Origin of the sequence: Ramlibacter sp. GCM10027632, from assembly GCF_042675325.1 — a bacterium.
GTDB lineage: Bacteria > Pseudomonadota > Gammaproteobacteria > Burkholderiales > Burkholderiaceae_C > Ramlibacter.
The window spans coordinates 18,365-42,333 of sequence record NZ_JBHTGW010000015.1; the positions used below are offsets into that span (position 1 = coordinate 18,365).

Consider the following 23,969-nt stretch of genomic DNA (forward strand, 5'->3'; position numbering starts at 1 on the left):
CCGCGGCGTCGGTAGGCCGGAGGTCAGTGGGCCTGGTCCCAGTTCGGGCCCACGCCCACCTCCGCCAGCAGCGGCACCCGCAGCTGCGCCACCTGGGCCATCAGGCGCGGGATCTCCACGCGCAGCCAGTCGACCTCGCCCTCGGGCACCTCGAACACCAACTCGTCATGCACCTGCATGATGACCCTGGTCTTCTTGCCCAGCGTGTCCAGCGCCTCCTGCACCTTCACCATGGAAAGCTTGATCAGGTCGGCCGCCGTGCCCTGCATCGGCGCGTTGATCGCGGCGCGCTCGGCGCCGGCGCGGCGCGGGCCGTTGGGCGAGTTGATCTCGGGCAGGTACAGGCGCCGGCCGAACACGGTCTCCACGTAGCCCTGGCTCTTCGCCATCAGGCGGGTCTCGTCCATGTAGCGCTTCACGCCGGGGTAGCGCTGGAAGTAGCGGTCGATGTAGTTCTTGGCCGCGGTGTTGTCGATGCCCAGGTTCTTGGCCAGGCCGTAGCTGCTCATGCCGTAGATCAGTCCGAAGTTGATCACCTTGGCATAGCGGCGCTGCTCGGTGGAGACCTGCTGCGGCGTCACGCCGAAGACCTCGGCGGCGGTGGCGCGGTGCACGTCCTGGCCCTCGTTGAAGGCGCGCAGCAGGGCCTCGTCCTCGCTGAGGTGGGCCATGATGCGCAGCTCGATCTGGCTGTAGTCCGCGCTGGCGATCACATGGCCCGGCGGGGCCACGAAGGCCTCGCGCACGCGCCGGCCCTCGGGCGTGCGGATCGGGATGTTCTGCAGGTTCGGGTCGTTGCTGGAGAGGCGCCCGGTGACCGCCACCGCCTGCGCGTAATGCGTGTGGACCCGGCCGGTGCGCGGGTGGGCCAGCTGCGCCAGCTTGTCGGTGTAGGTGCCCTTGAGCTTGGACAGGCCGCGCCATTCGAGCAGCTTGGCCGGCAGGGGGTAGTCCTCGGCCAGCTTCTCCAGCACCTCCTCGTCGGTGGAGGGCGCGCCGGTGGCGGTCTTCTTGACCACCGGCAGGCCCAGCTTGCCGAAGAAGATCTCGCCGATCTGCTTGGGGCTGCCCAGGTTGAAGGGCTGGCCGGCGAGTTCATGCGCCTCCTGCTCCAGCTGCACGATGCGCGCGCCCAGCTCGGCGCTCTGGCGGGCCAGCGTGGGGCCGTCGATCAGCACGCCATTGCGCTCGATGCGGTACAGCGCCTCGCTGGTGGCGATTTCCAGCTCGTAGATGAAGCGCAGCTTGGCGTCGGCCTCCAGCTTGGGCCACAGCACGCGGTGCACGTCCAGGGTCTGGTCGGAGTCCTCGCTGGAGTACTCGGCGGCCTTGTCGACGGCCACCTGGGAGAACGGGATCTGGTGCGCGCCCTTGCCCGCCACGTCCTCGTAGGAGATGCCGGTGCGTCCCAGGTGGCGCTCGGCCAGGCTGGCCAGGCTGTGGGGCTTGTGGACCTCGAGCACGTAGCTTTCGAGCATCGTGTCGTGGCGGTAGCCGCGCACCTCGATGCCGTGGTTGGCGAAGACATGGCGGTCGTACTTCACGTGCTGGCCCAGCTTGGCGCGCGAGGCGTCCTCCAGCCAGGGCTTGAGGCGCGCCAGCACCTCGTCGAGCGGCAGCTGCGCGGGGGCATCGGGATAGGCATGGCCCAGGGGGATGTAGCAGGCCTCGCCCGGCACCACGCTGAAGGACAGGCCGACGATCTGCGCCACCATCTCGTCCAGCGAGGTGGTCTCGGTGTCCAGGGCCACCAGGTCGGCGGCCTGGATCTTCGCCAGCCAGTGGTCGAACTGCGCCCAGGTGAAGACGGTGTCGTACCGCACCTGGCTAGCGGCCGCCGGCGTATCGCCGGCCGGCTCGTCGAACAGGCCGCCCTGGCCGGGGGATGGCGCGGCGGCGCGGCCGCGGCCCCGCGCCTCGGCAGCCGCCTCGGGCGCGCCCACCTGCCTGGCCAGGCTCTTGAAGCCGTAGCGCTCGTAGAACTCGCGCAGCCTGTCGGTGTCCTGCTCGCCCAGGGCGATGTCGTCGAAGGCGGGCAGGCCGGGGATGTACTCGCGCAGGTCGCAGTCGGTGCGCATGGTGACCAGCGCGCGGCCGGTGGGCAGCCAGTCCAGCGCGGCGCGCAGGTGCTCGCCCACCGCGCCCTTGACCTCGGCGGCGCGGGCGATCAGCGCGTCCAGCGAGCCGTACTCGGTGAGCAGCTTCACCGCGGTCTTGGGGCCGACCTTGTTCACGCCGGGCACGTTGTCCACGGTGTCGCCGACCAGGGCCTGGTAGTCCACCATGCGCTCGGGCGGCACGCCGAATTCGGCCAGCACGCCGGCGACGTCGCGCTTGCGGTCGTTCATGGTGTCGATGACCATGACCTGCGCGTTGACCAGCTGGCTCAGGTCCTTGTCGCCCGAGGAGATCACGGTGTTCACGCCCTGCGCGGTGGCCAGGCAGGACAGGGTGGCGATGACGTCGTCGGCCTCCACGCCGGGCACGTCCAGCACCTTCCAGCCCAGGAGCCGCACCACCTCGTGGATCGGCGGGATCTGCGCGCGCAGGTCGTCGGGCATGGGCGAGCGGTTGGCCTTGTACTGCGGGTACAGGTCGTCGCGGAAGGTCTTGCCCGGCGCGTCGAACACGCAGACGGCGTAGTCGGCCCGCACGTCCTTGCGCAGCTTCTGCATCATGTTGATCATCCCGCGGATCGCGCCGGTGGCCGGGCTGGTGGGATCGCCCGGGTCGGCCCGCAGGTCGGGCATGGCGTGGAAGGCGCGGTACAGGTAGCTGGAGCCGTCGACCAGCAACAGGGTGCGGGGTTCGGTGCGCGGCTCGGTGGGGGCGCTGTCGTTCGGGGCGCTGTCGTTCATGGGGCCCGATTGTGCCCGCCGGGGGCCTCCTACAATCCGGTGGATGCGCCTTCCCTTCCTCCTTGGCGGCCTGATGCTGGCCGCCGTCCAAGCCCAGGCCCAACCCGGCCAGGCGCTCGCGCGCGAGCCGCTGGACCCGCGCCAGAACCAGAAGGTCGAGCGCATCGTCCACGAGGACGCCGGCAGCCGCATCGAGGAGCGCCGCTACGGCGGCCAGACCGAGCGGATCACGGTGCAGCCCAAGGGCGGGATGCCGGCCTACGAGGTCGCCCCCGATGCCACCGGCCGCAGCCGCCCCGCCGACACCCGGGACACGCCCGCCCCCGGCGGCCAGCGCCGATGGAACGTGCTGAATTTCTGAGAAGCTGATCCCCCCACCATGGCCGTCTTTACCGAAGTCTCCGCCGACGCGGCGAGCGCCCTGCTGCGCGATCTGGACCTGGGCGAGCTGCGCGAGCTGCGCGGCATCCAGGGCGGCATCGAGAACACCAACTACTTCGTCACCAGCGAGAAGGACGGCCAGGCCCGCGAATGGGTGCTGACCCTGTTCGAGCGCCTGACCCGCGAGCAGCTGCCGTTCTATCTGTACCTGATGAAGCACCTGGCCCAGCGCGGCATCCCGGTTCCCGACCCGCAGGGCAATGCCGACGGCGACATCCTTCACAGCGTCTGCGGCAAGCCCGCCGCCCTGGTGGACCGCCTGCGTGGCCGCAGCGAGCTGGCCCCCGCGCCGGTGCACTGCGCCCAGGTGGGCGCGATGCTGGCGCGCATGCACCTGGCCGGCCGCGACTACCCGCGCAGCCAGCCGAACCTGCGCGGCCTGGCCTGGTGGAACGAGACCGTGCCGGTGGTGCTGCCCTACATCGACGCCGCCCAGGCCGACCTGCTTCGCAGCGAGCTGGCCTACCAGAACCACGTGGCCGAGAGCCCGGCCTACACCGCCCTGCCGCGCGGCCCGGTGCATGCCGACCTGTTCCGCGACAACGTGATGTTCGACCAGGGTCCCGACGGGCCGGCGCTGTCCGGCTTCTTCGACTTCTACTTCGCCGGTGTCGACACCTGGCTGTTCGACGTGGCGGTGTGCCTGAACGACTGGTGCATCGACCTGGCCACCGGCGCGCACGACGAGGCCCGCGCCAGCGCCTTCCTCTCGGCCTACCAGGCCGAGCGCGCCTTCCTGCCAGTGGAGCACCGCCTGCTGCCGGCGATGCTGCGCGCCGGCGCCCTGCGCTTCTGGCTCTCGCGCCTGTGGGACTTCCACCTGCCGCGCGAGGCCAGCATGCTCAAGCCGCACGACCCGGCGCACTTCGAGCGCGTGTTGCGCCAGCGCCTGGACAACCCGGTCCACCCCTGAGAAGCTCGCGCGCTGGAACCGAACGATGAAACTGAACGTCGTCCCGCCCCGCAACGGCCTGGCCTGGGTCCGCGCCGGCATGCGCACCTTCATGCGCCAGCCGCTGGCCATGTCGGGCCTGTTCTTCATGTACATGGCCGCGGTGATGCTGCTGTCGGTCCTGCCCGTGATCGGGCCGGTGGTGGGCGGCATGCTGGTGCCCGCCGCGACCCTGGGCCTGATGGCCGCGAGCGCCGAGGCCAACAAGGGCCGTTTTCCCATGCCCTCGGTGCTCCTGAGCGCGTTCCGCGCCGGCCGCCAGGAACTGCGCGCGATGCTCGTGCTCGGCGCGATCTACGCTGCCGGCTCGGTGCTGGCCTCGGGCCTGGCCGGCCTGCTGGCCGGCCCCCCGGCCGAGCCCCGCCCCGGCGAGCTCGACGCCTCGCTGATGCTGGCGCTGGCCCTGCACCTGCCGCTGTTCCTGGCCTTCTGGCATGCGCCGGCGCTGGTGCACTGGCACGGCGTGAGCCCGGTCAAGAGCCTGTTCTTCAGCGTGGTCGCCGTGCTGCGCAACTTCGGCGCGCACATGGTCTACGGCCTGGGCTGGCTCGCCGTGTTCCTGGGCACCGGCACCGTCTTCGGCGTGCTGGGCGGCCTGGTCGGCGGCCCCTCGCTGGCCCGCGCGGTGATGATGCCGGTGGCGCTGCTGCTGGCCGCGATGTTCTCCACCTCGATCTGGTTCAGCTTCCGCGACTGCTTCGAGGCGCCGGACCTGCCGCCCGGTACGCCGCCCGAAACCTCGACCGGCGGCGCCTGACCGTCGGCCCCGGCGGGGCCGGCGCGCATTCCTTCACGGACAGGCCGGCGCGGCCGGCCGCATGCTCGGGCACCGTCCACTCGCCCGCCCACGCCATGTCCAGCCGCCTTCCGCGCCACCGGGCCCAGCCTGCCCACGCCATCTCCCCCCTGCACGACGAGCGCCTGCCGGTGCCGGACGTCACCGAGACCGACTGCGAGCAGGTGTGGGCCGAGTTCCAGCGCCTGCACGGCGCCGGCGAGCCGGACTTCCCGCCGACACAGCCGCTGCCGCGCGACGTGGTGCCGCGGCGGCAGCGGCGGTGAGGCGCCGCCCCGGAGGGTTCGCGGCGCCGCGGAAGCTCAGGTCACCGGCGTGAGCTTGGCCACGCTCAGGGCCAGCCACTTCACGCCATGGCGGTTGAACTTCACCTGGGCGCGGGCGTCGTCGCCGGTGCCCTCCAGCGTGAGCACCACGCCCTCGCCGAACTTGGTGTGGAAGACCTTCATGTTCGCCTTCAGGCCGTGCGCGGGCGCGGCCTTCTGCGGCGGCACCGGCGGGCTGGCGAACTGGGTGGAGGCCGGCTCGCGCGAGGAGCCGCCGCCCCAGCCGCCGCGGCCGCCGCTGCTGCCGCCGCCACTGCTGCCCCAGCGGTTGCCGCCGCTGAAGCCGCCGCCGAAGCCGGGTGAGGCGAAGCCCTGGTTCTTCGGCGTGAGCCACTTCAGGCAGTGCTCGGGCAGCTCGTCGAAGAAGCGGCTGCGGATGTTGTAGCGGGTCTGGCCATGCAGCAGGCGGGTCTGCGAGTGGCTCAGGTACAGGCGCTTGCGCGCGCGGGTGATGGCCACGTACATCAGCCGGCGCTCCTCCTCCAGGCCGTCGTGGTCGGCCATCGAGCGCTCGCTGGGGAACAGGCCCTCCTCCAGGCCGGTGACGAAGACGCCGTCGAACTCCAGGCCCTTGGCGGCATGCACCGTCATCAGCTGCACCGCGTCCTGGCCCGCCTGGGCCTGGTTGTCGCCGGACTCCAGCGCCGCGTGGGTGAGGAAGGCGGCCAGGGGCGAGAGCGTCTCGCCGGTCTCGAGGTCGGGGGCGGGCAGGCCCTGCGGGTCCTGCACCGGCAGGTCCGGGTCCAGCCCCTGGCTCACGGGGGACTGCGAGAGCTCGTCGACCGGCAGGGCCACCGCGTCGCGGCCGAAGCCTTCCTGGGTGACGAAGCTCTCTGCGGCGGAGGCCAGTTCCTCCAGGTTCTCGATGCGGTCGGCGCCCTCGCGGTCGGCGCGGTAATGCTCGACGAGGCCCGAGTGCTCCAGCACCAGCTCGATGATCTCGCGCAGGGTGCGGCCCTGGGTCTGCTCGCGCAGGACATCGAGCCTGGCCACGAAGCCGCCCAGGCTGGCGCCGGCCCGCCCGGTGGTGGCGCTCACCGCGTCGTGCAGCGAGCAGCCGGCGGCGCGCGCCGCGTCCTGCAGTTGCTCCACGCTGCGCGCGCCGATGCCGCGCGGCGGGAAGTTGACCACGCGCAGGAAGGAGGTGTCGTCGTTCGGGTTCTCCAGCAGGCGCAGGTAGGCCAGCGCGTGCTTGATCTCGGCGCGCTCGAAGAAGCGCAGGCCGCCGTACACGCGGTACGGCACGCCGGCGTTGAACAGCGCGGTCTCGATCACCCGGCTCTGCGCGTTGCTGCGATAGAGGATGGCGATCTCCTTGCGCTCGAAGCCCTCGCCGCGTTCGAGCTGGCGCGCCTCCTCCACGATCCACTGCGCCTCGGCCAGGTCCGTGGGCGCCTCGTAGACGCGCACCGGCTCGCCCGGGCCCTGGTCGGTGCGCAGGTTCTTGCCGAGGCGGCCGCGGTTGTGGGAGATCAGCTCGTTGGCCGAATCCAGGATGTTGCTGTAGCTGCGGTAGTTCTGCTCCAGCTTGATCTGGTGCTTCACCGAGAACTCGCGCACGAAGTCGGCCATGTTACCCACGCGCGCGCCGCGGAAGGCGTAGATGCTCTGGTCGTCGTCGCCCACCGCGAACACGGCGTTGCCGCCGCCGCTGAACACCTTGAGCCAGGCGTACTGCAGGCGGTTGGTGTCCTGGAATTCGTCCACCAGGATGTGGCGGAAGCGGCGCTGGTAGTGCTCGCGCACCGCGGGCTGGTCCCGCATCAGCTCGTAGCTGCGAAGCATCAGCTCGCCGAAGTCGACCACGCCCTCGCGCTGGCACTGCTCCTCGTACAGCTGGTAGAACTCCACGCGGTGGCGGTCCTCGGCGGTGCGCACGGTCACGTCGCCGGGGCGCTGGCCGTCCTCCTTGCAGCCGCTGATGAACCACTGCAGCTCCTTGGCGGGGAAGCGCTCGTCGTCCACCCCGTGCTGCTTCATCAGGCGCTTGATCGCGGAGAGCTGGTCCTGCGTGTCCAGGATCTGGAAGGTGGCCGGCAGGCGGGCCAGCTTGTGGTGGGCGCGCAGGAAGCGGTTGCACAGGCCGTGGAAGGTGCCGATCCACATGCCGCGCACGTTCACCGGCAGCATGGCGCCCAGGCGGGTCATCATCTCCTTGGCGGCCTTGTTGGTGAAGGTCACCGCCATCACGCCGCCGGGCGAGACCTGGCCGGTGGACAGCAGCCAGGCGATGCGGGTGGTCAGCACCCGCGTCTTGCCCGAGCCGGCGCCGGCCAGGATCAGGGCGTGCTCGGCGGGCAGGCTGACGGCGGCGCGCTGTTCCTCGTTCAGGCCTCGCAGCAGGGGGGAGTCGAGGGAAGCGGGCGAGGAGAACGGGTCGTCATCTGGAAACATGCGGCATTGTAGGAATGCCCGCGGCCGTATGAGGCCCATAACGTCCGGCGGATGCCGCCGCCCCGGGGGCTGGCCGTAGAATCAATCACCGGGCCCAAGCATCTTGGCCCGGTTTTCTTTTGGCGCGCCGGCTTGCCCGCGCCGCGCCGGCCGGGTCGACATCCAAGCGCTCTCCCTGTTCTTCAACAGCTTCCTGGAGCCCTGGTCATGGAAATCTTCGACTACGACAACATCCTGCTGCTGCCGCGCAAGTGCCGCGTGGAAAGCCGCTCCGAGTGCGACGCCAGCGTCACCCTCGGCGGGCGCAGCTTCCGCATCCCCGTCGTCCCCGCCAACATGAAGACGGTGGTGGACGAGAAGATCTGCCTGTGGATGGCGCAGAACGGCTACTTCTACGTGATGCACCGCTTCGACCTGGACAACGTGGCCTTCGTGCGCGCCATGCATGCCCAGGGCGCCTTCGCCTCGATCTCGCTGGGCGTGAAGGCCGCCGACTACGAGACCGTGGACAAGCTGGTGGCCGAGGGCCTGGTGCCCGAGTACATCACCATCGACATCGCCCACGGCCATGCCGACACGGTGCAGCGCATGATCGGCTACCTGAAGCAGAAGCTGCCGGCCAGCTTCGTCATCGCCGGCAACGTGGGCACGCCCGAGGCCATCATCGACCTGGAGAACTGGGGCGCCGACGCCACCAAGGTCGGCATCGGCCCGGGCAAGGTCTGCATCACCCGCCTGAAGACCGGCTTCGGCACCGGCGGCTGGCAGCTCTCGGCGCTGAAGTGGTGCGCCCGCGTGGCGACCAAGCCCATCATCGCCGACGGCGGCATCCGCGAGCACGGCGACATCGCCAAGAGCATCCGCTTCGGCGCCACCATGGTCATGATCGGCTCCATGCTGGCCGGCCACGAGGAGTCCCCGGGGCAGACGGTGGAAGTCGACGGCCGCCTGTACAAGGAGTACTACGGCAGCGCCTCGGACTTCAACAAGGGCGAGTACAAGCACGTCGAGGGCAAGCGCATCCTCGAGCCGGTCAAGGGCAAGCTGGCCGACACCCTGCGCGAGATGCGCGAGGACGTGCAAAGCTCGATCAGCTACGCCGGCGGCACGAAGCTGATGGACATCCGCAAGGTGAACTACGTGATCCTCGGCGGCGACAACGCGGGCGAGCACCTGCTGATGTGACGTGCTGATGTAGCGCAACGCGCCGGCGCGGCGCTGGAGGCCATACTTCGTCCATGAGCCTCACGCCGAGCCCCGCACCGGCCGCCGACGCGGCGCCCGGCCCCGCCACCGCCACCCCGGCGGCTCCCAGGCCTCCCGGCCGCCACGGCGCCCGGCTCGGCTGGAGCGGGCGTCTCCTGCTGGCGCTGGGCCTGCTGCTGGCCCTGCATGCCGGCTTCGCCTACCTGGCCTTCGAGCCGCTGGTGCGCGCCTCCCTGCCCCGCCTCGCCCAGGAGAAGCTCGCGAGCCGCGCCGAGGTCGGCCGGGTGGCGCTGGACCCGTGGCGGCTGCGCCTCACCGTCGAGGGCCTGCGGCTCACGCGCCCCGACGGCGGGCCGCTGGCGGGCTTCGACCGGCTCGAAGCCGACTTCCAGGCCGACAGCCTCCTGCGCTGGGCCTGGCACTTCCGCGAGATCCGCCTGGCCGGGCCGCGGGTGCACCTGGAAACCGATGGCGAGGGCCGCCTGAACTGGGCCGGCCTGCTCGCCGCCCTGGCCGGCGACGGCCCGCCGCCGCCGCCCGCCACCACCCTGCCCCGCCTGCGGGTGGACCGCCTCGAACTCACCGGCGGCGGCATCGACTACGTGCAGGCGCGACCCGCATCGCCCCTGCGCGCCGCGCTGCAGCCGCTGGACCTCACGCTCGAGGAACTCTCCACCCTGCCCGACGACCGCGGCCACCACCTGCTGCAGGCCAGGCTGCCGCAGCAGGGCGGCAGCCTGCGCTGGAAGGGCGACTTCGCGCTGAACCCGCCGGCCTCGCAGGGCGAGGTCGATCTGCAGGGCCTGCAACTGGCCCGCCTGCTGGAACTGGTGAAGGCGCCCGGCCTGCCGGTGGCCGGCGTCTCCGGCGAGGCCGGCGCGCGTTTCGGCTACCGGGTGGACCTCGTGCAGGGCACGCCGGCGCCCTACCTGCAGGCGCGCCTCCAGGACCTCACGCTCACGCTGGAAGGCCCCGGCGCCGACCTGCAGGCACCGCCATCCGCGCCGGCCCGCGTGCAGGCGCATCAGGTGCAGGTGCGCGCCCCGCGCGTCGCGCTGGACCTGCGCGAGCCGGCGGCGTTCGCCGTCCAGGACCTCGCCCTGGCGCTGCGCGACGTGCGGCTGTCGCGGCAGGGGCGCGACCTGTTCAGCCTCGCGCAGGGCCAGGCCGCCGGCGTGGCCTTCGATCTCGCGTCGCGCCGCCTGCGGGCGGCCGACGTCGTGCTGCAGGAGGGGCGCGTGCAGTCGCGGCGGGATGCCTCCGGCGCCCTGGACTGGCAGGCGCTGGCCGAGGCCCTGGCCGCCCCCGGGCAGCCCCCCCGCGCCGCCCCCTCGGCCCCGGCGGCGGCCCAGGCCGGCCCCCTGCGCATCGCCGTGGAGCGGGTGCGCCTGGAGCGCTGGCAGGCGCAGCACCGCGACGACGCCTTCAAGGCGCCGCTGGACATCGCCGTCAGCGGCATCGACCTGGCCTTCGGCATCGGCGAGGCGGACGGCGGGATCGCGCTCACAGGGCTGGCCGGCGACGTGACCGGCGTTTCGCTGAAGTCGGCGCTCGAGCCGCAGCCCGCGGCGACCCTGGCCCGCCTGCGCCTCGAGGGCGGTCGCGCCAGCCTGGCGGCACGCACGGCGCGGCTGGACAGCCTGGTGCTTTCGGGCCTGCGCTCGCGGGTGCTGCGCCCCGGCGTCGACCAGCCCCTGAACTGGCAGGCCCTGCTGGAGCCGCGCACCCCGGCGGCGCCACGCGCCGCGTCCGCCCGGCGTGGCGCGGCCCCGCAGGCCGCGGCCTCCGGCGGGCCGGGCTGGACGGCCAGCCTCGGCCGCCTCGCCCTCGAGGACGCCGGCCTGCGCCTCGAGGACCGCGGCCTGGCCACACCGGCCTCGCTGGAGTTGCGCGGTGGCCGGCTCGAGCTGCGTGAACTCTCCCTGGCCGGCGAGCGCCCGGTGGCGGTGAACGCGCGGCTGCCCCTGGCATCGGGCGGGACGCTGGAAGCCTCCGGCCGCTGGAGCCCGCAGCCCCTGCGGGCCGACCTGCAACTGCGCGCGAACGGCGTGGACCTGCGCCCGCTGGGCCCCTACCTCTCGCAATTCGCACTGCTGCGGCTGGACGGCGGCACCCTCGACGTCCGCGGCCGCGTCACCCTCGCGCCGGGCCAGGCCGGGGACGCCCTGGCCGGCGGCTTCCGCGGCCGCGTCGCGGTGCGCCAGCTGGCCATCTCGGAGGAGGCCACGCGCGCCTCCTTCCTCGCCTGGCAGGAGGTCTCCAGCGACACCGTGCGCCTGGACCTCGCGCCGCGGCGGCTGCAGGTCGACAGCCTGCGGCTGGTGCGGCCGGTGGGCAAGTTCCTCGTCGACGCGGACGGCACCCTCAACGCCACGCACCTGCTGCGGCCGCAGCCGGCGGGCCAGGCGCCGAAGCCGCAGGCCCCCGCCGCCGCGCCGGCCGCGCCCTTCGCCGTCGCGGTGGACCGCGTCCACGTGGACAACGCCAGCCTGGAGTTCGCGGACCTGTCCCTGCGCCCGCAGTTCGGCACGCACATCGACGCGCTGTCGGGCGTCATCAACGGGCTGTCGAACGACCCGGCCACCACCGCGCAGGTGGAGCTCGACGGCCGGGTCGAGGAGTTCGGCTCGGCGCGCGTGCGCGGCACGGTGCAGCCGTTCCGCGCCACCGAGTCCACCGACCTGCGGCTGTCGTTCCGCAACCTGGAGATGGCCAGCCTCACGCCCTACTCCGGCAAGTTCGCCGGCCGGCGCATCGACGCAGGCCGGCTCTCGGTGGACCTCGCCTACAAAGTCAAGGACCGCCAGCTCGCGGGCGAGAACCGCTTCGTGATCGAGCGCATCAAGCTCGGCGAGCGGGTGGACAGCCCCGACGCGGTGAACCTGCCGCTGGACCTGGCCATCGCCATCCTCCAGGACAGCGATGGCGTGATCGACCTGGACCTGCCCGTCACCGGCAACCTGGACGACCCGCAATTCAGCTACGGGCGCGTGATCTGGCGGGCCTTCACCAACGTGCTCACGCGCCTGGTGACCGCGCCGTTCCGCGCGCTGGGGCGGCTGCTGGGAGTGGAGTCGGACACGCTGCAGGCGGTGGCCTTCGACCCGGCGAGCGCCGCCCTCGCGCCGCAGGAGCAGGAGAAGCTGGTCACGGTGGCCCGCGCGCTGGAGCGGCGGCCGGGCCTGCGCCTGGCCATCGTCCCCAACTACGACCCCGCGCGGGACAGCACCGCGCTGCAGGAGCAGGCCATGCGCCGTGCGGTGCTGGCCGAGGCCGGCGTCCGCCTCGGGCCGAACGAGCAGCCGGGCCCGCTGGACCTGTTCAACACGAAGGTGCAGTCCGCCATCGAGCGCCAGCTCAAGGCCCGCACGGGCGGCGGCTTCAGCCTCAAGCTGCTGGACGACGTGAAGGATGCGCTGCGCAGCGCGAAGCCGGAGGACGCGGCGCGCTACGCGAAGCTGCTGGAGCAGCTGCGGCCCACCTACCCGGTGACGCCCGCGCAGCTCGCCGGCCTGGCCCGCCAGCGCGGCGAGGCCGTGCGCGCGCACCTGGAGCAGGCCGGCCGCCTGGCGGCGCAGCGCATCGAGGTGGCCGAGCCGGCGCCGGCCGGGGGCGGCCCCGCCGGCGGGCAGCCGCAGGTGCCCCTGCGGCTGGAGCTCAAAGCAGCGACAGCGCGAGCTGGTTGAGGCGGCTGCCCGGCTCCACCAGCGAGTCGAGGATGCTGAAGTGGTTCAGGCCCGGCAGGGCCTCCACCACCGGCACCCGCGCCGCGCCCCAGGCCTGGCGGATCAACTCGTTGTGCCGCAGGAACTCCATGCTCTCCTTGCCGCCGGCGACCGCGTAGAGCGAGCCCAGGCGCGGCGCCGGCAGCAGCGCGGGGCTGGCGCGCAGGGCGTCCTCGGGCGTGAGGCGCAGCGCCGCCTGCAGCGAGGGCGTGTGGCGCAGCGGCTCCAGGTCGAACAGGCCGGAGATCGACAGCGCGCGCGTCACCAGGTCGGAGGGCAGCGAGCGGTCGAAGTCGTTGAAGTAGCAGGCCAGCATCATGGCCGCCAGGTGGCCGCCGGCCGAGTGGCCCGCCAGGGTGATGCGGCGCGGGTCGCCGCCGAAATCGGCGATGTGCTTCCAGGTCCAGGCCAGCGCCCGCACCATCTGCATCGTGATCTCGGGCAGGGTGACCGCCGGGCACAGGTCGTAGTTGGGCACCACCACGCAGGCGCCGGCCTGGGTGAACGCGGGCGCGATGAAGGAGTGGTCGGCCTTGTCCAGCGAACGCCAGTAGCCGCCGTGGATGAAGACCACCACCGGCGCGCGGGCGCGCTGCGCGGGGAACACGTCGAGTGCCTGGCCGGGCGTGGGGCCGTAGGCGATGTCGAGCGTGCAGGGCGCGCTGGCGCGCACCCGCTGCGAGTCACGCGCCCAGCGGGCGAGGTGCTCGCCGTGCTCGGGCACGCGGGCGCGGTTGTTGTACTGCTGCTCCAGCCACTCGGTGTCGTCGTACTTCATGCGGGGTCTCCTCGAACCCCGGCTTTATAGCGCGCCGCGGGACGACTCAGGCGCCCGGGCGGCGCGGGTGCTTGCGGTCCTGCGTGCCGGCGCCCGGCTCGCGGCCGGGCCGGCCGGGCGCGCCGCCCGCGGCACCGGCATCGTCGGCGTCTTCGGCGCCCTCGCCCATGTCCATGAGCAGGTCCACGCGCCGGCGGTGGGCCACGGCGTCGTCCTCGAAGGGATGGATCGCGCGGTCCAGGCCGATGGCCAGGTCGAGCCGCCGCAGGCCCTGCGCCCCGCCGCCGGCCAGCGGCAGGCGCGCGGCGAGCCACGCCTGCAGGTGGGGGCTGTCGGCCGCGTCGAGGCTGGTGGCCAGGCCCTCCATCAGCAGGGTCACCGTGGCCCGTTCGGTCGTGGCCGGCAGGGTGGCCAGCCAGGTGACCAGCCGTTCCCGCAGGGGCAGCGGCATGGCCGGCCCCGCCAGGCCCAGGCCCAGGCCCTGCATCGCCGCCAGGCAAGCCTCGTCCCCGAGCGCCGGGGCGGCACCGGCCAGGCGCTGCACCAGCATGCCGAGCGCGGGCAGCGTCAGGTCCACGCCGCCGACGGCCTCGACGACCGCCTGGACCGCCTCGGCGCGCGGCTCCGCCGCGAGGGGAGCCTGCGGCGCGAGCACCACCTGGAGCAGGGCCCCGCCCACGTCCGGCGGCACGGGCGCGCCGCCCAGGGCGGCCACCAGGCGGTCGATCGAGACCAGCACCAGGTGCGGCGCGCGGGACAGCGACAGGGCCAGCACCTCCTGCGCGAAGCGCGCCGTCGCCGGCCCGTCGCCGGCCTCGATGCCCAGCACCTGCAGCGCGGTGCGGACCACGGCGGCGGCCGGCTCGGCGGACAGGCCCGGCAGGTGGCGCGCGAGCACGTCCACCAGGGCCTGGCGGGCGGCCCCGGCCTGCGCCTCGTCCGGCTCGCTGCCCTGGAAGCCGGCCAGGACGCCGGCCAGGGCGGCCTCGCGCTGCGGCGGTGCGAGCATCGGCAGGTGCATCAGCACGCGCCCGAGCACGGCCCGCTCGAAGGGGTGCGGGGCGGCCAATTGGACAGGCGCGTCGAAGTCGGCCTGGGTGGCGTCGCAGATGCCTTCGGCCAGGCCCCGCAGCGCGTCGTGCAGCGCCTGGGCCTCGAGCTGCGGCGCGGCGGCCAGCGCCTGGCCGCACAGGGCGTGCGCCATCTCCACCTGCAGCGTGGGCCGGGCCTGCGCCAGGACGCAGGCCGCGACCATCGCCACGAAGCGGTCACCCTGCACCTGCGCGCGGGCCTCGAGGGTGCGGGCCAGCAGCCAGGGGCCGAGGCCGCTGCCCGCGTCGCCGCCGGCGGCGGCTTCGGACAGGCCCTCGATGGCCTCGCCCAAGCCGTCGGCGTCGAGCCGGCCGGCCGAGGCCGCCTCGGCCAGGGCATCGAATAGCCAACCCCGCAGGTCGCGCCCCTGGCCGTCCAGCTCCAGCGCCAGGCCATAGGCCTCCACCAGGGCGGTGAGCGTGCCGTCCTCTATGTCGCCGCGCGGGACGCTGGCGAAGGCCTCGAGCACGTCGTCCAGGCAGGCCTGGCGCAGGGCCGGGCCGGCGCTGGCCAGGCCGAAGGTGGACAGGACCGCCTCCACGCAGGCCGCCGCCGGGACCGGCGCCAGGCCGGGGCTGGCGTCCAGCGCGGTGGCTCGCACCACGGTGGCGACGAGTTCGCTGCGGGTCGCGGCGGCCAGGTGGCGGCCGCCCAGGCCCTCGGCCACGCCGGCCATGAGGTCGCGGATCACGGGCGGGGACAGCGACTCGCCGGCCCGCGCCAGGGCCTCGAAGGCCTCGCGCCAGCCGCCGGCGCCGGCCACCAGGGCCTGCATCGCGGCGGTGCGCTGGGCCGCGGTCAGGTGCGAGGCCGCGGCCACCAGCCGCACGGCCACGCGCGCGGCGATCTCGGCCCGCGCTGGCGCGTCGGCCTCACGCGGGAACTGGCCGGCGATCGCCACGGCCACGGCGCCCGGCGATTCGCCGATGGCGGGGCCGAACAGGTCGGCCTCGGCGGGCGTGCCGCGGTCGTGGGTGGGGTCGGAGAAGCTGCGCATGCGCCCGGCGGAGGGCGGGGACAGCCCCGGGACGCTGGGGGAAATCTTGCGGTCGCCGTCCATGAGGGACTCCTTCGCAGCATGCGCTGCGGCGGCCTGACGGGCCGCCCGGGACTCTCCCTGGAGTTGCTGGCCCTGTGGACAACGGGTCTGTCCTGCGCATCCTAACCATGAACACCAAAGGACTCAACAGTTCGCAACGCGCGCGCAAAAAGGCGCGCAGGCCGATCCGCCGCCGGACTTGGGGTTACAATGAAGCTCTCCGTGGGGGGGTAGCTCAGCTGGGAGAGCGTCGCGTTCGCAATGCGAAGGTCGGGAGTTCGATCCTCCTCCTCTCCACCACACATTCGAAAAAGTCCTTGCATGCCAAGGACTTTTTTTTGGCCCGCCATTCGACGCGCAGTCCGGCCTCTCGCCCAGGCGTCAATCCACCATGCGCTGCGCCACGAACTGGCGCAGCAGCGACATCACCGGCGCTTCGCTGCGCCCGGCCAGGGTCACGTAGACGAACCGTGCGGTCGCCTTCAGGACGGGCCGCACCGGCAGCACGGCCAGGGAGCCCGCCTCGATCCGCTCCCGCGCGGTCGCCAGCACGCCCAGCAGCACCGCATCGGTGCGCTCGGTCACGTCGATCAGGCTTTCGATGTCATCGCACTCCAGCGTCCGGAACTGCGCCGGATTGGCTTTGGGGCCGTACTGGCCGACCAGGAGCCGGGCCACCTCATCGGACAGGGGCGTGGAGGCGATGGGATAGGCCAGCAGGTCATCCAGCGTCACCACCTTCTCCCTCAGCAGGGGGTGCCCGTTGCGCACCATCCAGCCGCCGGCCATCTCGGCGACCGGCTCGATGTTCAGGTCTTCCGCCGGCGGAACCAGACGCATGTCCACCACCAGCGCATCCAGCTGGCGGTCCCGCAGCTGGATCAGCTGCAATTGCGTCGGCCCCCGCACCACCTTGACCCTCACCTGGGGATGCGCCAGCGCCATGTGGCACATCAGCGGCGTCATCAGGATGGCGCCGGGCCCGGAGCCCAGGCCCACCCGCATCACGCCGGCATGGGACTCGCGCATCAACTCGGCACCGCGTTTGAGCTCGGAGGCCTCCAGGACGATGCGCCGCGCCCGCTGCAGCAGCTGGCGGCCCAGCACCGACAGCTCGTTGCGCTTGCCGACGCGGTCCAGCAGCAGCCCGCCGACCTCGGACTCCAGCGCCTGGATGCTGCGGCTCAGTGCCGACTGGGTCAGGTGCAGCTTCTCCGCCGCGCGGCTGAAGGACCCGGTTTCGGCGACAGCCAGGAAGTGTTCGAGGTGGCGGATGTTCATGTCACGCTAAAGCAAGAAAGATGCGCTCCCCGAATGATGAACAGGAAAATAATGCATTGGACACATCGTTTTCCCCTCCCTAGCATGGGTCTTACCTGCTGATCCGGCAGGCAACCCCCGCACACGAGACCCGCTCCATGACCGCCAGCAAACGCCACTTCCTCCGCCGCGCCGCGGCCACCCTCGCCGGCCTGTCGCTGGCCGGCGCCGCCGCCGCGCAGACCTTCCCGTCCAAGCCGGTGACGCTGATGGTTCCCTACCCGGCGGGCGGCGTGTCCGACGTGGTCGCCCGCACCCTGAGCACCACCCTGGGCAAGCACCTGGGCCAGCCGGTGATCGTGGAGAACCTGGGCGGCGCCAGCGGCGGCATCGCGGCGCAGAAGGTGCTGGCCAGCCCGGCCGACGGCCATGTCATCTTCCAGGGCTCGCCCAACGAGCTGATCCTGGCGCCCCTGTCGAACGCCGCCATCAAGTACAAGCCCGAGGACTTCCGCCTGGTCCAGATGATCACCATCAACCCGATGGCGATGTTCGCGCGCAGGGACCTGCCCGCCAGCAACGGGGACGAGCTGCTGGCCTATGCCCGCAAGGGCGCGGCCGACGGCAAGCCCCTGACCTATGCCAGCGTGGGCCCCGGCTCCATGTACCACCTCCTGGGCGAGCACATGTCCAGGCAGACCGGCATCCCGATGACCCACGTGCCGTACAAGGGCGCGGCCCCGGCCTTCCAGGACCTGATGGCCGGGCTGGTGGACGTGTTCATCTCCCCCTACGGCAAGGGCCAGATCGCGCTCGTCGACGAGGGCAAGCTCAAGGCGGTGGCAGTGCTGTCGGCCGATCGCCAGGAGCCTCTGAAGAAGGCCCCGCCGCTGCACGATGCCGCGCCGCTCAAGACCTTCGTCTTCGACACCTGGTCGGGCTACTTCGTGCGCAAGGACACGCCCGAGCCCATCGTGCAGGCCCTGCACAGGGCCCTGAGCGAAGTGGCCAACGACCCCGGCGTCCGCTCGGCCCTGGAGGCGCAGGCCATGATCGTGCCGCGACCGCAGCCGCTGGCGGCGATGGGCAAGGTCTACGCCGACAACACCGACAAGTACCGCGCCATCGCCCGCTCGATGAACCTGCAGCCCCAGTGAGTGCGGCCATGAAGGAGACCTACCTGGGGCACTCGCTGTCGCAGCGCGTCGGCGAGTTCATCCAGATCCGCCGCGACATCCACGCCCATCCCGAGATGGCTTTCCAGGAGCACCGCACGGCGGCCCTGGTGGCGGCCAAGCTGGCCGGCTGGGGCTACGAGGTCACGACGGGCATCGGCGGCACGGGCGTGGTGGGCCGCCTGCAGCGCGGCGCCGGTTCCCGGGCCCTGGGCCTGCGGGCCGACATGGACGCGCTTCCCATCACCGAGGACAACGGGCGCGAATGGAGCAGCCGCCATGCCGGCGTGATGCATGCCTGCGGGCATGACGGCCACACCGCCACCCTCCTGGCGGCGGCCCGCCTGATCGCGGAGGACGTGGACTTCGACGGCACCCTGAACCTGATCTTCCAGCCCGCGGAAGAAGGCGCCGGTGGCGCCTTGCGCATGATGGAGGACGGCCTGTTCGAGCGCTTCCCCTGCGACGCGGTGTTCGCGCTCCACAACATGCCGGGCCTGGAGGCCGGGTCCTTCCACTTCCGGGTGGGGCCGACCATGGCGTCCAGCGACAACGTCACCATCACGCTGCGCGGCGTGGGCGGCCACGGGGCCATGCCGCAGACCACCGCCGACACCGTGGTCGCCACGGCGGCCATCGTCACGGCGCTCCAGACCGTGGTGTCGCGCAACGTGGACCCCTTGAAATCCGCGGTGGTCACCGTCGGCGCCATGCATGCCGGAACGGCCAACAACATCATCCCGGACCTCGCCACGCTCGAATTGAGCGTGCGCGCCCTGGACCCGCAGGTGCGCACGCTGCTCAAGGAGCGCATCTGCGACCTGGTGAACCTGCAGGCCGCCAGCTTCAAGGTGAAGGCCGACATCGACTGGCGTGACGGCTACGCCGTGCTGGTGAACACGCCGGACGAAACCCGCCTGGCGACCCAGGTGGCGCTGGACCTGTTCGGGCCGGACCGGGTGAATCCCGAGGGCCAGCCGCTGACCGCCAGCGAGGACTTCGCTTTCATGCTGGAAAAGGTGCCTGGCAGCTATGTCTATGTCGGCAACGGCGGCCCGGGGACCCCGGGCGCCTGCATGGTCCACAACCCGGGCTACGACTTCAACGACGAGATCATCGAGCCGGGCGCGCGCTTCTGGGCGGGCCTGGTGGCCCGATACCTGAAGGAGCCCGCTGGCGCCTGACCCCTCCACCACTGCGCGAGCCGGGAGAGACCGCGTCACGGCGCGGCGCCGAAGGAGCAACCGCCCCGGAAACTCTCAGGTACCCAGGACCGGCCCGCGCACCCGAATACTCTGAAGAGCCGCTGGCCTCGTCCGCCGGCGCACCGAAGGAGCAAGCCCGCGGCGCCTCGCGACCGCAGGTGAATCTCTCAGGTTCCGAACAGAGGGGGCGTTCGACGCGCGACTGGCGCGGCGGACTCCCTTCTCGACGTCTGGAGCAACCTGATGAAGACCTTTGCAGTGATCGGTGGCGGCATCACCGGCGTGACCACCGCCTACGCCCTGGCCCAACGCGGATACGGCGTCACCGTCATCGAGCGGCACCGCTATGCCGCCATGGAGACCTCGTTCGCCAACGGCGGCCAGCTCTCGGCGTCCAACGCCGAGACCTGGACCCATCCGTCCACCCTCCTCAAGGGCCTCAAGTGGATGCTGCGCCAGGATGCGCCGCTGCTGGTCAACCCCAAACCCTCCTGGCACAAGATCTCGTGGTTCGCCGAGTTCATCGCCAGCATCCCCAAGTACGAGTCCAACACCATCGAGACGGCGCGCCTGGCGATCGTCGCGCGGGACCACCTGTTTTCCTGGGCCGCGGCCGAAGGCATCGACTTCGACCATCGCCGCGAAGGCATCCTCCACATCTACCGGGACCGCAAGGGCTTCGAGCATGCGGGGAAGGTCTCGCAGCTGCTGGCCGCCGGCGGCCTGCAGCGCCGGGCCGTCACGCCCCAGGAAATGCGCGCCATCGAGCCGACGCTGGCGGGCGACTACTACGGCGGCTACTACACCGAGAGCGATTCCACCGGGGACATCCACAAGTTCACGCAGGGCCTGGCCGCGGCCTGCGCGCGAATGGGCGTGAAATTCCTCTACGGCGAGGACGTGCTGTCACTCGATTGCGACGGCCGCCGCGCGCGCGTGGACCTGGACGACGGCACGGGCTCGCGGACCGAATCCTTCGACGCCGTCGTGGTGTGCGCCGGCGTGGGCAGCCGGGCGCTGGCGGCGCAGCTGGGCGACCGCATCAACGTCTATCCGGTCAAGGGCTACTCGATCACGGTGAACCTGCTGGACGACGCCAGCCAGGCGGCGGCGCCCACCGTGAGCCTGCTGGACGATGAGACCAAGCTGGTCACCAGCCGCCTCGGGGCCGACCGCTTCCGGGTGGCGGGAACCGCTGAGTTCAACGGCTTCAATCGCGACATCCGGGCCGACCGCATCAGGCCGCTGGTCGAGTGGGTGCAGCAATGCTTCCCCGGGGTCAGCACGCGCCAGGTGGTGCCCTGGGCTGGCCTGCGGCCGATGATGCCGGACATGATGCCCCGCGTCGGCCGGGGCCGGCAGGCCAACGTGTTCTACAACACCGGGCATGGCCACCTGGGATGGACGCTGAGCGCAGCGACCGCCGATCTCCTGGGGGAGCTGGTGGCGCAGGGCGCGAAGCCGGCCGGAAGTCGCCTGCCGATCACGGCGACGGCTTCGGCGGCCCAGGCCAGCTGAAACGAGAGGCGCCCCGCCGGCGGCATGCCGCCGGCGGGGCGCCGTGGTGGCCCGTGGCGCCGGGCGTCGTCAGGCCGGAGACTTCACCGACTGCATGTAGCGGTCGAACGGGGTCTCGGTGAAGCGGAACCACATGTGCGCGTCGGCCGCGAACCGGGTGTAGTCGGTGTAGATCTTCTTCCAGTCGGGATTGGTGTCGCTCAGCTGGTCGAACAGCGCCAGCGCGTGCTTGTGCGCGCCGGCGACGACGTCCTGCGGGAAGGGCCGCAGCTTGGCGCCACTGGCGACCAGCTGCTTGAGCGCGGTCGGGTTCCGGCTGTCGTACCGCGAGATCATGGTCTGGTGCGCCGCCAGCGACGCGCTTTCGACGATGGCCTTGTTCTCGGGGGACAGCGCCTCGAACGCCTTCTGGTTGATCAGGAAGTCGACCTGGCCCGTGCCTTCCCAGTAGCCCGGGTAGTAGTAGTTGGGCGCCACCTTGTGGAAGCCCAGCTTCTGGTCGTCATAGGGGCCCACGAATTCGGCGGCGTCGATGGTGCCCTTCTCCAGGGAGGCGTACACGTCGCCCCCGGGGATGTTCTGCGGGACCACGCCCATGCGCTCGAGGATCTTGCCGTTGAAGCCGCCCACGCGGAACTTCAGGCCCTTGAAGTCGGCCGCCGACTTGATCTCCTTGCGGAACCAGCCCCCCATCTGCGCGCAGGTGTTGCCGCCCAGGAAGTTGACGATGTTGTACTTGGCGAAGAGTTCGCGCATCAGCTTCATGCCGTTGCCATCGAGCATCCAGGCGGTCATCTGCCGGGTGTTCATGCCGAAGGGGACATTGGTGCCGATGGCAAACGCCTCGTTCTTGCCGAAGAAGTACAGCGAGGCCGTGTGGCAGGCCTCGACCGTGCCGTTCTGCACGCCATCGAGCACGCTCAGGGCGGGCATCAGCTCGCCCGCCGGGTGCACCGACACCTCGAACTTGCCGCCCGACATCTGGCGCACCTTCTGTGCGAAGACTTCAGCGCCGCCGAAGATGGTGTCCAGCGACTTGGGAAAGCTCGAGGCCAGGCGCCAGCGCACCGTGGCCTGCGCGTGCACCGCGGGCGCGACGCCGGCGGCCAGGACACCGGCGATGCCGCCGGTCTTGAGGAGGGAGCGACGATCCATGCGAATGTGCCTTTCCTTGTCCGGGGTCCGCGCCGGTCAGGCCGCAGCCACGCGGGCCATGCGGGTGAGCGGGCTGGCCTCGTCCTCGTCGCGGGCCTTCTGCATCACGAAATCGAACTTCGACAGGGCGACCGGCGTGCCGGCGGCGATGCCCAGGGATTCGTAGCCGGCGGGCGCGGCGACGCGCTGCAGGTCGATCACCAGGCCGTCACGGGTGGCGAAGGCGAAGTCGTCGTCCAGGTAAGTGTCGCCCGGCACGTTGATCTGCGTGGTCAGGGTGCGCAGGCCCGGGGCCACGATGAAGAAGTGAACGTGCGCCGGGCGATGGCCGTGGCGGCCCAGCGCGTCGAACAGCTCCGAGGTCGGGCTGTTGGGGGGAATCGCATAGCCCGGGGGCAGGACGGAGCGGAAGCGGTAGCGGCCCTGGGCGTCGGTCTCGATCTTGCGGCGCAGCTCGAACTCCTTGAGGCCCGGGAAGAAGTGGGAGTAGCCGCCCACCTCGTTGGCGTGCCAGACGTCCATCAGGGCATTCGCCACCGGCTTGCCGTCGGTGTCGAGCACACGGCCCTCCATCACGAACACCTCGCCCTTGGAGGGGCTGTCCTCGCTGAGCCAGGCTTCGCCCTTGGACAGCGGTGCGCCGGGCACATACAGCGGGCCCTCGATGGCGCGGGGCGTGCCGGCGGCGCGGCCGGCCTGGGCATCCGCCTCGTCCAGCTTGATGTCCAGCAGGCGGTCGAAGCCCAGGCCGGCGGTGATCAGGCCCATCTGGCCGGAGGCGCCCAGGCGGCTGAGCCAGTCGGTCGCAGCCCAGAACTCGTCGGGAGTGACGTTCATCCTGTCGATGGTCTTGAACAGGTCGCTCACGATGCTGGCCACCAGGGCCCGGACCCGCGGATTGCCTTCGGCGATGTGCACGGTGTTGACGCGGTCCAGAAGCTGCGCCACGGTGAATTCGTTCTTGCTCACTTGTCTCTCCTTGTGATGGTGGATGGGGAATCTGCGGGTGTGAGGGAGCCCTGGGGCTCGATGACGAGGGAGCGTAAGTGGGCCCAAAGAATGAATCCAATGATTAATTTCCGATGGAGCGTTCGCCTCAGTCGAACGATCGGGCTACCATCCCGGCCATGGAAATCCGTCAGCTGCGCTACTTCCTGGACATCGCGGAGACCGAGCACCTCACGCAGTCCGCCCAGAACCTGTTCGTCACGCAGTCCACGCTCTCGCATGGCCTGCGGCAGCTGGAGCAGGAGCTGGACGTGGCCCTGTTCGACCGCCTGGGCCGGGGCCTGCGCCTGTCACAGGCCGGAGCGCAGTTCCGGGACTACGCGCTGCGGGCCCTGAAGGAGCTGGAAGCCGGGCGGATGGCGCTGGCCGACCTGACCGGGCTGCAGTCCGGCCAGCTCACGATGGGCATCTTCCCGACCTTCCTCAACACGGTGGTGCCGACCACCCTGGCCGCCTTTCACCACGACTACCCGCGCGTGTCCGTGGTCGTGAGGGCCTTGCGCGCCGGGCCCATCGAGGAGCAGCTGCTGCGCGGGGAGATCGACCTGGGGATCGGCTTCCATCCGACGGTGCACGAGGACATCGAGACCGAGCCGCTGTTCGATGAGCGACTCATGCTGGCCGTCCACCCGCAGCACCCCCTGGCCACGCGAGCGACGCACCCGCTGCAGGCGCTGGCGGGTGTGCCGCTGGCGCTGCTGTCGCGCAGCTATGCCACCCGGCGCCAGATCGACGAGCAATTCCGCCTCGCGGGGGTGACGCCCACGGTGCCGGTGGAGATGGAGTCGGTGGAGGCCCTGCTGGGCGTGTGCCGGTGGAGCCGGGACCTGGCGACCCTCGTGCCCGAGCGGGCCACCTGGCAGTACCCCGACCTGCGCGCCCTCGCGCTGGACGCGCCGGGCATGGTGCGCAGTGCGGGCCTGCTGTGGCGCCGCGGCGCCTCACGCAGCGCGGCCGCGCAGGAGTTCGCGCGTCGCCTGCGCGAACTGGATTGGCAACGGCCGTAGGCCGCGCCCTGCCCTGTCCAGCCGGCCCGCCGGC

General features: G+C 71.8%; 17 protein-coding genes, 1 tRNA gene and 1 riboswitch. Of the genes, 11 read left to right on the forward strand and 7 right to left on the reverse strand.

The features are described 5' to 3' along the window. Positions 1-23: 23 nt before the first annotated feature. A complete protein-coding gene (gene polA / locus ACFQZY_RS17985) occupies positions 24-2,858 on the reverse strand; it encodes a DNA polymerase I (RefSeq protein ID WP_377418496.1) in 2,835 nt (944 codons plus the stop codon). A 43-nt stretch (positions 2,859-2,901) separates the two neighbouring features. Here polA and ACFQZY_RS17990 point away from each other — a divergent pair, with 43 nt between their 5' ends. The 4 genes from ACFQZY_RS17990 (at position 2,902) to ACFQZY_RS18005 (ending at position 5,313) form a co-directional block, all read left to right on the forward strand. Beyond that, on the forward strand, positions 2,902-3,219 hold the full coding sequence (locus tag ACFQZY_RS17990) for a hypothetical protein (RefSeq protein ID WP_377418498.1): 318 nt from the start codon (positions 2,902-2,904) through the stop codon (positions 3,217-3,219). An 18-nt stretch (positions 3,220-3,237) separates the two neighbouring features. Next, a complete protein-coding gene (locus tag ACFQZY_RS17995) occupies positions 3,238-4,212 on the forward strand; it encodes a homoserine kinase (RefSeq protein WP_377418501.1) in 975 nt (324 codons plus the stop codon). A 25-nt stretch (positions 4,213-4,237) separates the two neighbouring features. After that, a complete protein-coding gene (locus ACFQZY_RS18000) occupies positions 4,238-5,008 on the forward strand; it encodes a BPSS1780 family membrane protein (RefSeq protein ID WP_377418504.1) in 771 nt (256 codons plus the stop codon). 95 nt (positions 5,009-5,103) lie between these two features. Beyond that, the gene (locus tag ACFQZY_RS18005; RefSeq protein WP_377418507.1) at positions 5,104-5,313 is read left to right on the forward strand and encodes a hypothetical protein; all 210 of its coding nucleotides are present in this window, start codon (positions 5,104-5,106) and stop codon (positions 5,311-5,313) included. A gap of 36 nt (positions 5,314-5,349) precedes the next feature. Here ACFQZY_RS18005 and ACFQZY_RS18010 read toward each other — a convergent pair whose 3' ends face one another. Beyond that, complete coding sequence (locus tag ACFQZY_RS18010) at positions 5,350-7,767, reverse strand: UvrD-helicase domain-containing protein (RefSeq protein ID WP_377418510.1); 2,418 nt, start codon at positions 7,765-7,767, stop codon at positions 5,350-5,352. 207 nt (positions 7,768-7,974) lie between these two features. Between ACFQZY_RS18010 and ACFQZY_RS18015 the strand changes: the two genes are divergently transcribed. Together ACFQZY_RS18015 and ACFQZY_RS18020 are read left to right on the forward strand one after the other, a co-directional pair. Beyond that, positions 7,975-8,952 carry a GMP reductase gene (locus tag ACFQZY_RS18015; protein ID WP_377418513.1) on the forward strand — a complete coding sequence of 326 codons (978 nt, stop codon included), beginning with the start codon at positions 7,975-7,977 and terminating at the stop codon, positions 8,950-8,952. Between the two features lie 53 nt (positions 8,953-9,005). Next, positions 9,006-12,659 (forward strand): DUF748 domain-containing protein, encoded by a 3,654-nt coding sequence (locus tag ACFQZY_RS18020; protein ID WP_377418516.1) that lies wholly within the window; start codon positions 9,006-9,008, stop codon positions 12,657-12,659. Here the strand turns inward: ACFQZY_RS18020 and ACFQZY_RS18025 are convergent. Together ACFQZY_RS18025 and ACFQZY_RS18030 are read right to left on the reverse strand one after the other, a co-directional pair. Beyond that, complete coding sequence (locus ACFQZY_RS18025; RefSeq protein WP_377418519.1) at positions 12,631-13,476, reverse strand: alpha/beta hydrolase; 846 nt, start codon at positions 13,474-13,476, stop codon at positions 12,631-12,633. The genes ACFQZY_RS18020 and ACFQZY_RS18025 overlap by 29 nt on opposite strands. A 46-nt stretch (positions 13,477-13,522) precedes the next feature. Further along, positions 13,523-15,628, reverse strand: a complete 2,106-nt coding sequence (locus tag ACFQZY_RS18030; RefSeq protein WP_377418522.1) for a hypothetical protein — start codon at positions 15,626-15,628, stop codon at positions 13,523-13,525. A gap of 203 nt (positions 15,629-15,831) precedes the next feature. Between ACFQZY_RS18030 and ACFQZY_RS18035 the strand changes: the two genes are divergently transcribed. Continuing rightward, positions 15,832-15,907: transfer RNA gene (locus tag ACFQZY_RS18035), tRNA-Ala, on the forward strand. A gap of 81 nt (positions 15,908-15,988) precedes the next feature. Here the strand turns inward: ACFQZY_RS18035 and ACFQZY_RS18040 are convergent. Then, positions 15,989-16,888 carry a LysR family transcriptional regulator gene (locus ACFQZY_RS18040; RefSeq protein WP_377418525.1) on the reverse strand — a complete coding sequence of 300 codons (900 nt, stop codon included), beginning with the start codon at positions 16,886-16,888 and terminating at the stop codon, positions 15,989-15,991. A gap of 137 nt (positions 16,889-17,025) precedes the next feature. Between ACFQZY_RS18040 and ACFQZY_RS18045 the strand changes: the two genes are divergently transcribed. The 3 genes from ACFQZY_RS18045 to ACFQZY_RS18055 all read left to right on the forward strand — a co-directional run bounded on the left by ACFQZY_RS18045 (position 17,026) and on the right by ACFQZY_RS18055 (position 20,765). Next, positions 17,026-18,024: a Bug family tripartite tricarboxylate transporter substrate binding protein gene (locus ACFQZY_RS18045; RefSeq protein ID WP_377418528.1), complete on the forward strand. Its 999-nt coding sequence runs from the start codon at positions 17,026-17,028 to the stop codon at positions 18,022-18,024. An 8-nt stretch (positions 18,025-18,032) separates the two neighbouring features. Beyond that, positions 18,033-19,226, forward strand: a complete 1,194-nt coding sequence (locus tag ACFQZY_RS18050) for a M20 aminoacylase family protein (protein WP_377418531.1) — start codon at positions 18,033-18,035, stop codon at positions 19,224-19,226. A gap of 11 nt (positions 19,227-19,237) precedes the next feature. Then, positions 19,238-19,328, forward strand: a riboswitch (glycine riboswitch). 162 nt (positions 19,329-19,490) lie between these two features. After that, entirely contained in the window at positions 19,491-20,765 is a 1,275-nt protein-coding gene (locus tag ACFQZY_RS18055) for a D-amino acid dehydrogenase (protein WP_377418534.1), read from the forward strand. A 69-nt stretch (positions 20,766-20,834) separates the two neighbouring features. Here ACFQZY_RS18055 and ACFQZY_RS18060 read toward each other — a convergent pair whose 3' ends face one another. Continuing rightward, positions 20,835-21,920, reverse strand: a complete 1,086-nt coding sequence (locus ACFQZY_RS18060; protein ID WP_377418537.1) for a TRAP transporter substrate-binding protein — start codon at positions 21,918-21,920, stop codon at positions 20,835-20,837. Positions 21,921-21,956: 36 nt separating this feature from the next. Continuing rightward, complete coding sequence (locus ACFQZY_RS18065; RefSeq protein WP_377418540.1) at positions 21,957-22,889, reverse strand: dioxygenase; 933 nt, start codon at positions 22,887-22,889, stop codon at positions 21,957-21,959. Positions 22,890-23,047: 158 nt separating this feature from the next. On the opposite strand from ACFQZY_RS18065, the gene ACFQZY_RS18070 reads away from it, so the two are divergent. Further along, positions 23,048-23,935: a LysR substrate-binding domain-containing protein gene (locus ACFQZY_RS18070; protein ID WP_377418543.1), complete on the forward strand. Its 888-nt coding sequence runs from the start codon at positions 23,048-23,050 to the stop codon at positions 23,933-23,935. Positions 23,936-23,969: the final 34 nt, after the last annotated feature.

Excerpts from the sequence above, each read along its gene's own strand:
- polA (WP_377418496.1), bottom strand. The coding sequence starts at position 2,858 with ATGAACGACAGCGCCCCGAACGACAGCGCCCCCACCGAGCCGCGCACC.
- ACFQZY_RS17990 (WP_377418498.1), top strand. The coding sequence starts at position 2,902 with ATGCGCCTTCCCTTCCTCCTTGGCGGCCTGATGCTGGCCGCCGTCCAA.
- ACFQZY_RS17995 (WP_377418501.1), top strand. The coding sequence starts at position 3,238 with ATGGCCGTCTTTACCGAAGTCTCCGCCGACGCGGCGAGCGCCCTGCTG.
- ACFQZY_RS18000 (WP_377418504.1), top strand. The coding sequence starts at position 4,238 with ATGAAACTGAACGTCGTCCCGCCCCGCAACGGCCTGGCCTGGGTCCGC.
- ACFQZY_RS18005 (WP_377418507.1), top strand. The coding sequence starts at position 5,104 with ATGTCCAGCCGCCTTCCGCGCCACCGGGCCCAGCCTGCCCACGCCATC.
- ACFQZY_RS18010 (WP_377418510.1), bottom strand. The coding sequence starts at position 7,767 with ATGTTTCCAGATGACGACCCGTTCTCCTCGCCCGCTTCCCTCGACTCC.
- ACFQZY_RS18015 (WP_377418513.1), top strand. The coding sequence starts at position 7,975 with ATGGAAATCTTCGACTACGACAACATCCTGCTGCTGCCGCGCAAGTGC.
- ACFQZY_RS18020 (WP_377418516.1), top strand. The coding sequence starts at position 9,006 with ATGAGCCTCACGCCGAGCCCCGCACCGGCCGCCGACGCGGCGCCCGGC.
- ACFQZY_RS18025 (WP_377418519.1), bottom strand. The coding sequence starts at position 13,476 with ATGAAGTACGACGACACCGAGTGGCTGGAGCAGCAGTACAACAACCGC.
- ACFQZY_RS18030 (WP_377418522.1), bottom strand. The coding sequence starts at position 15,628 with ATGGACGGCGACCGCAAGATTTCCCCCAGCGTCCCGGGGCTGTCCCCG.
- ACFQZY_RS18040 (WP_377418525.1), bottom strand. The coding sequence starts at position 16,888 with ATGAACATCCGCCACCTCGAACACTTCCTGGCTGTCGCCGAAACCGGG.
- ACFQZY_RS18045 (WP_377418528.1), top strand. The coding sequence starts at position 17,026 with ATGACCGCCAGCAAACGCCACTTCCTCCGCCGCGCCGCGGCCACCCTC.
- ACFQZY_RS18050 (WP_377418531.1), top strand. The coding sequence starts at position 18,033 with ATGAAGGAGACCTACCTGGGGCACTCGCTGTCGCAGCGCGTCGGCGAG.
- ACFQZY_RS18055 (WP_377418534.1), top strand. The coding sequence starts at position 19,491 with ATGAAGACCTTTGCAGTGATCGGTGGCGGCATCACCGGCGTGACCACC.
- ACFQZY_RS18060 (WP_377418537.1), bottom strand. The coding sequence starts at position 21,920 with ATGGATCGTCGCTCCCTCCTCAAGACCGGCGGCATCGCCGGTGTCCTG.
- ACFQZY_RS18070 (WP_377418543.1), top strand. The coding sequence starts at position 23,048 with ATGGAAATCCGTCAGCTGCGCTACTTCCTGGACATCGCGGAGACCGAG.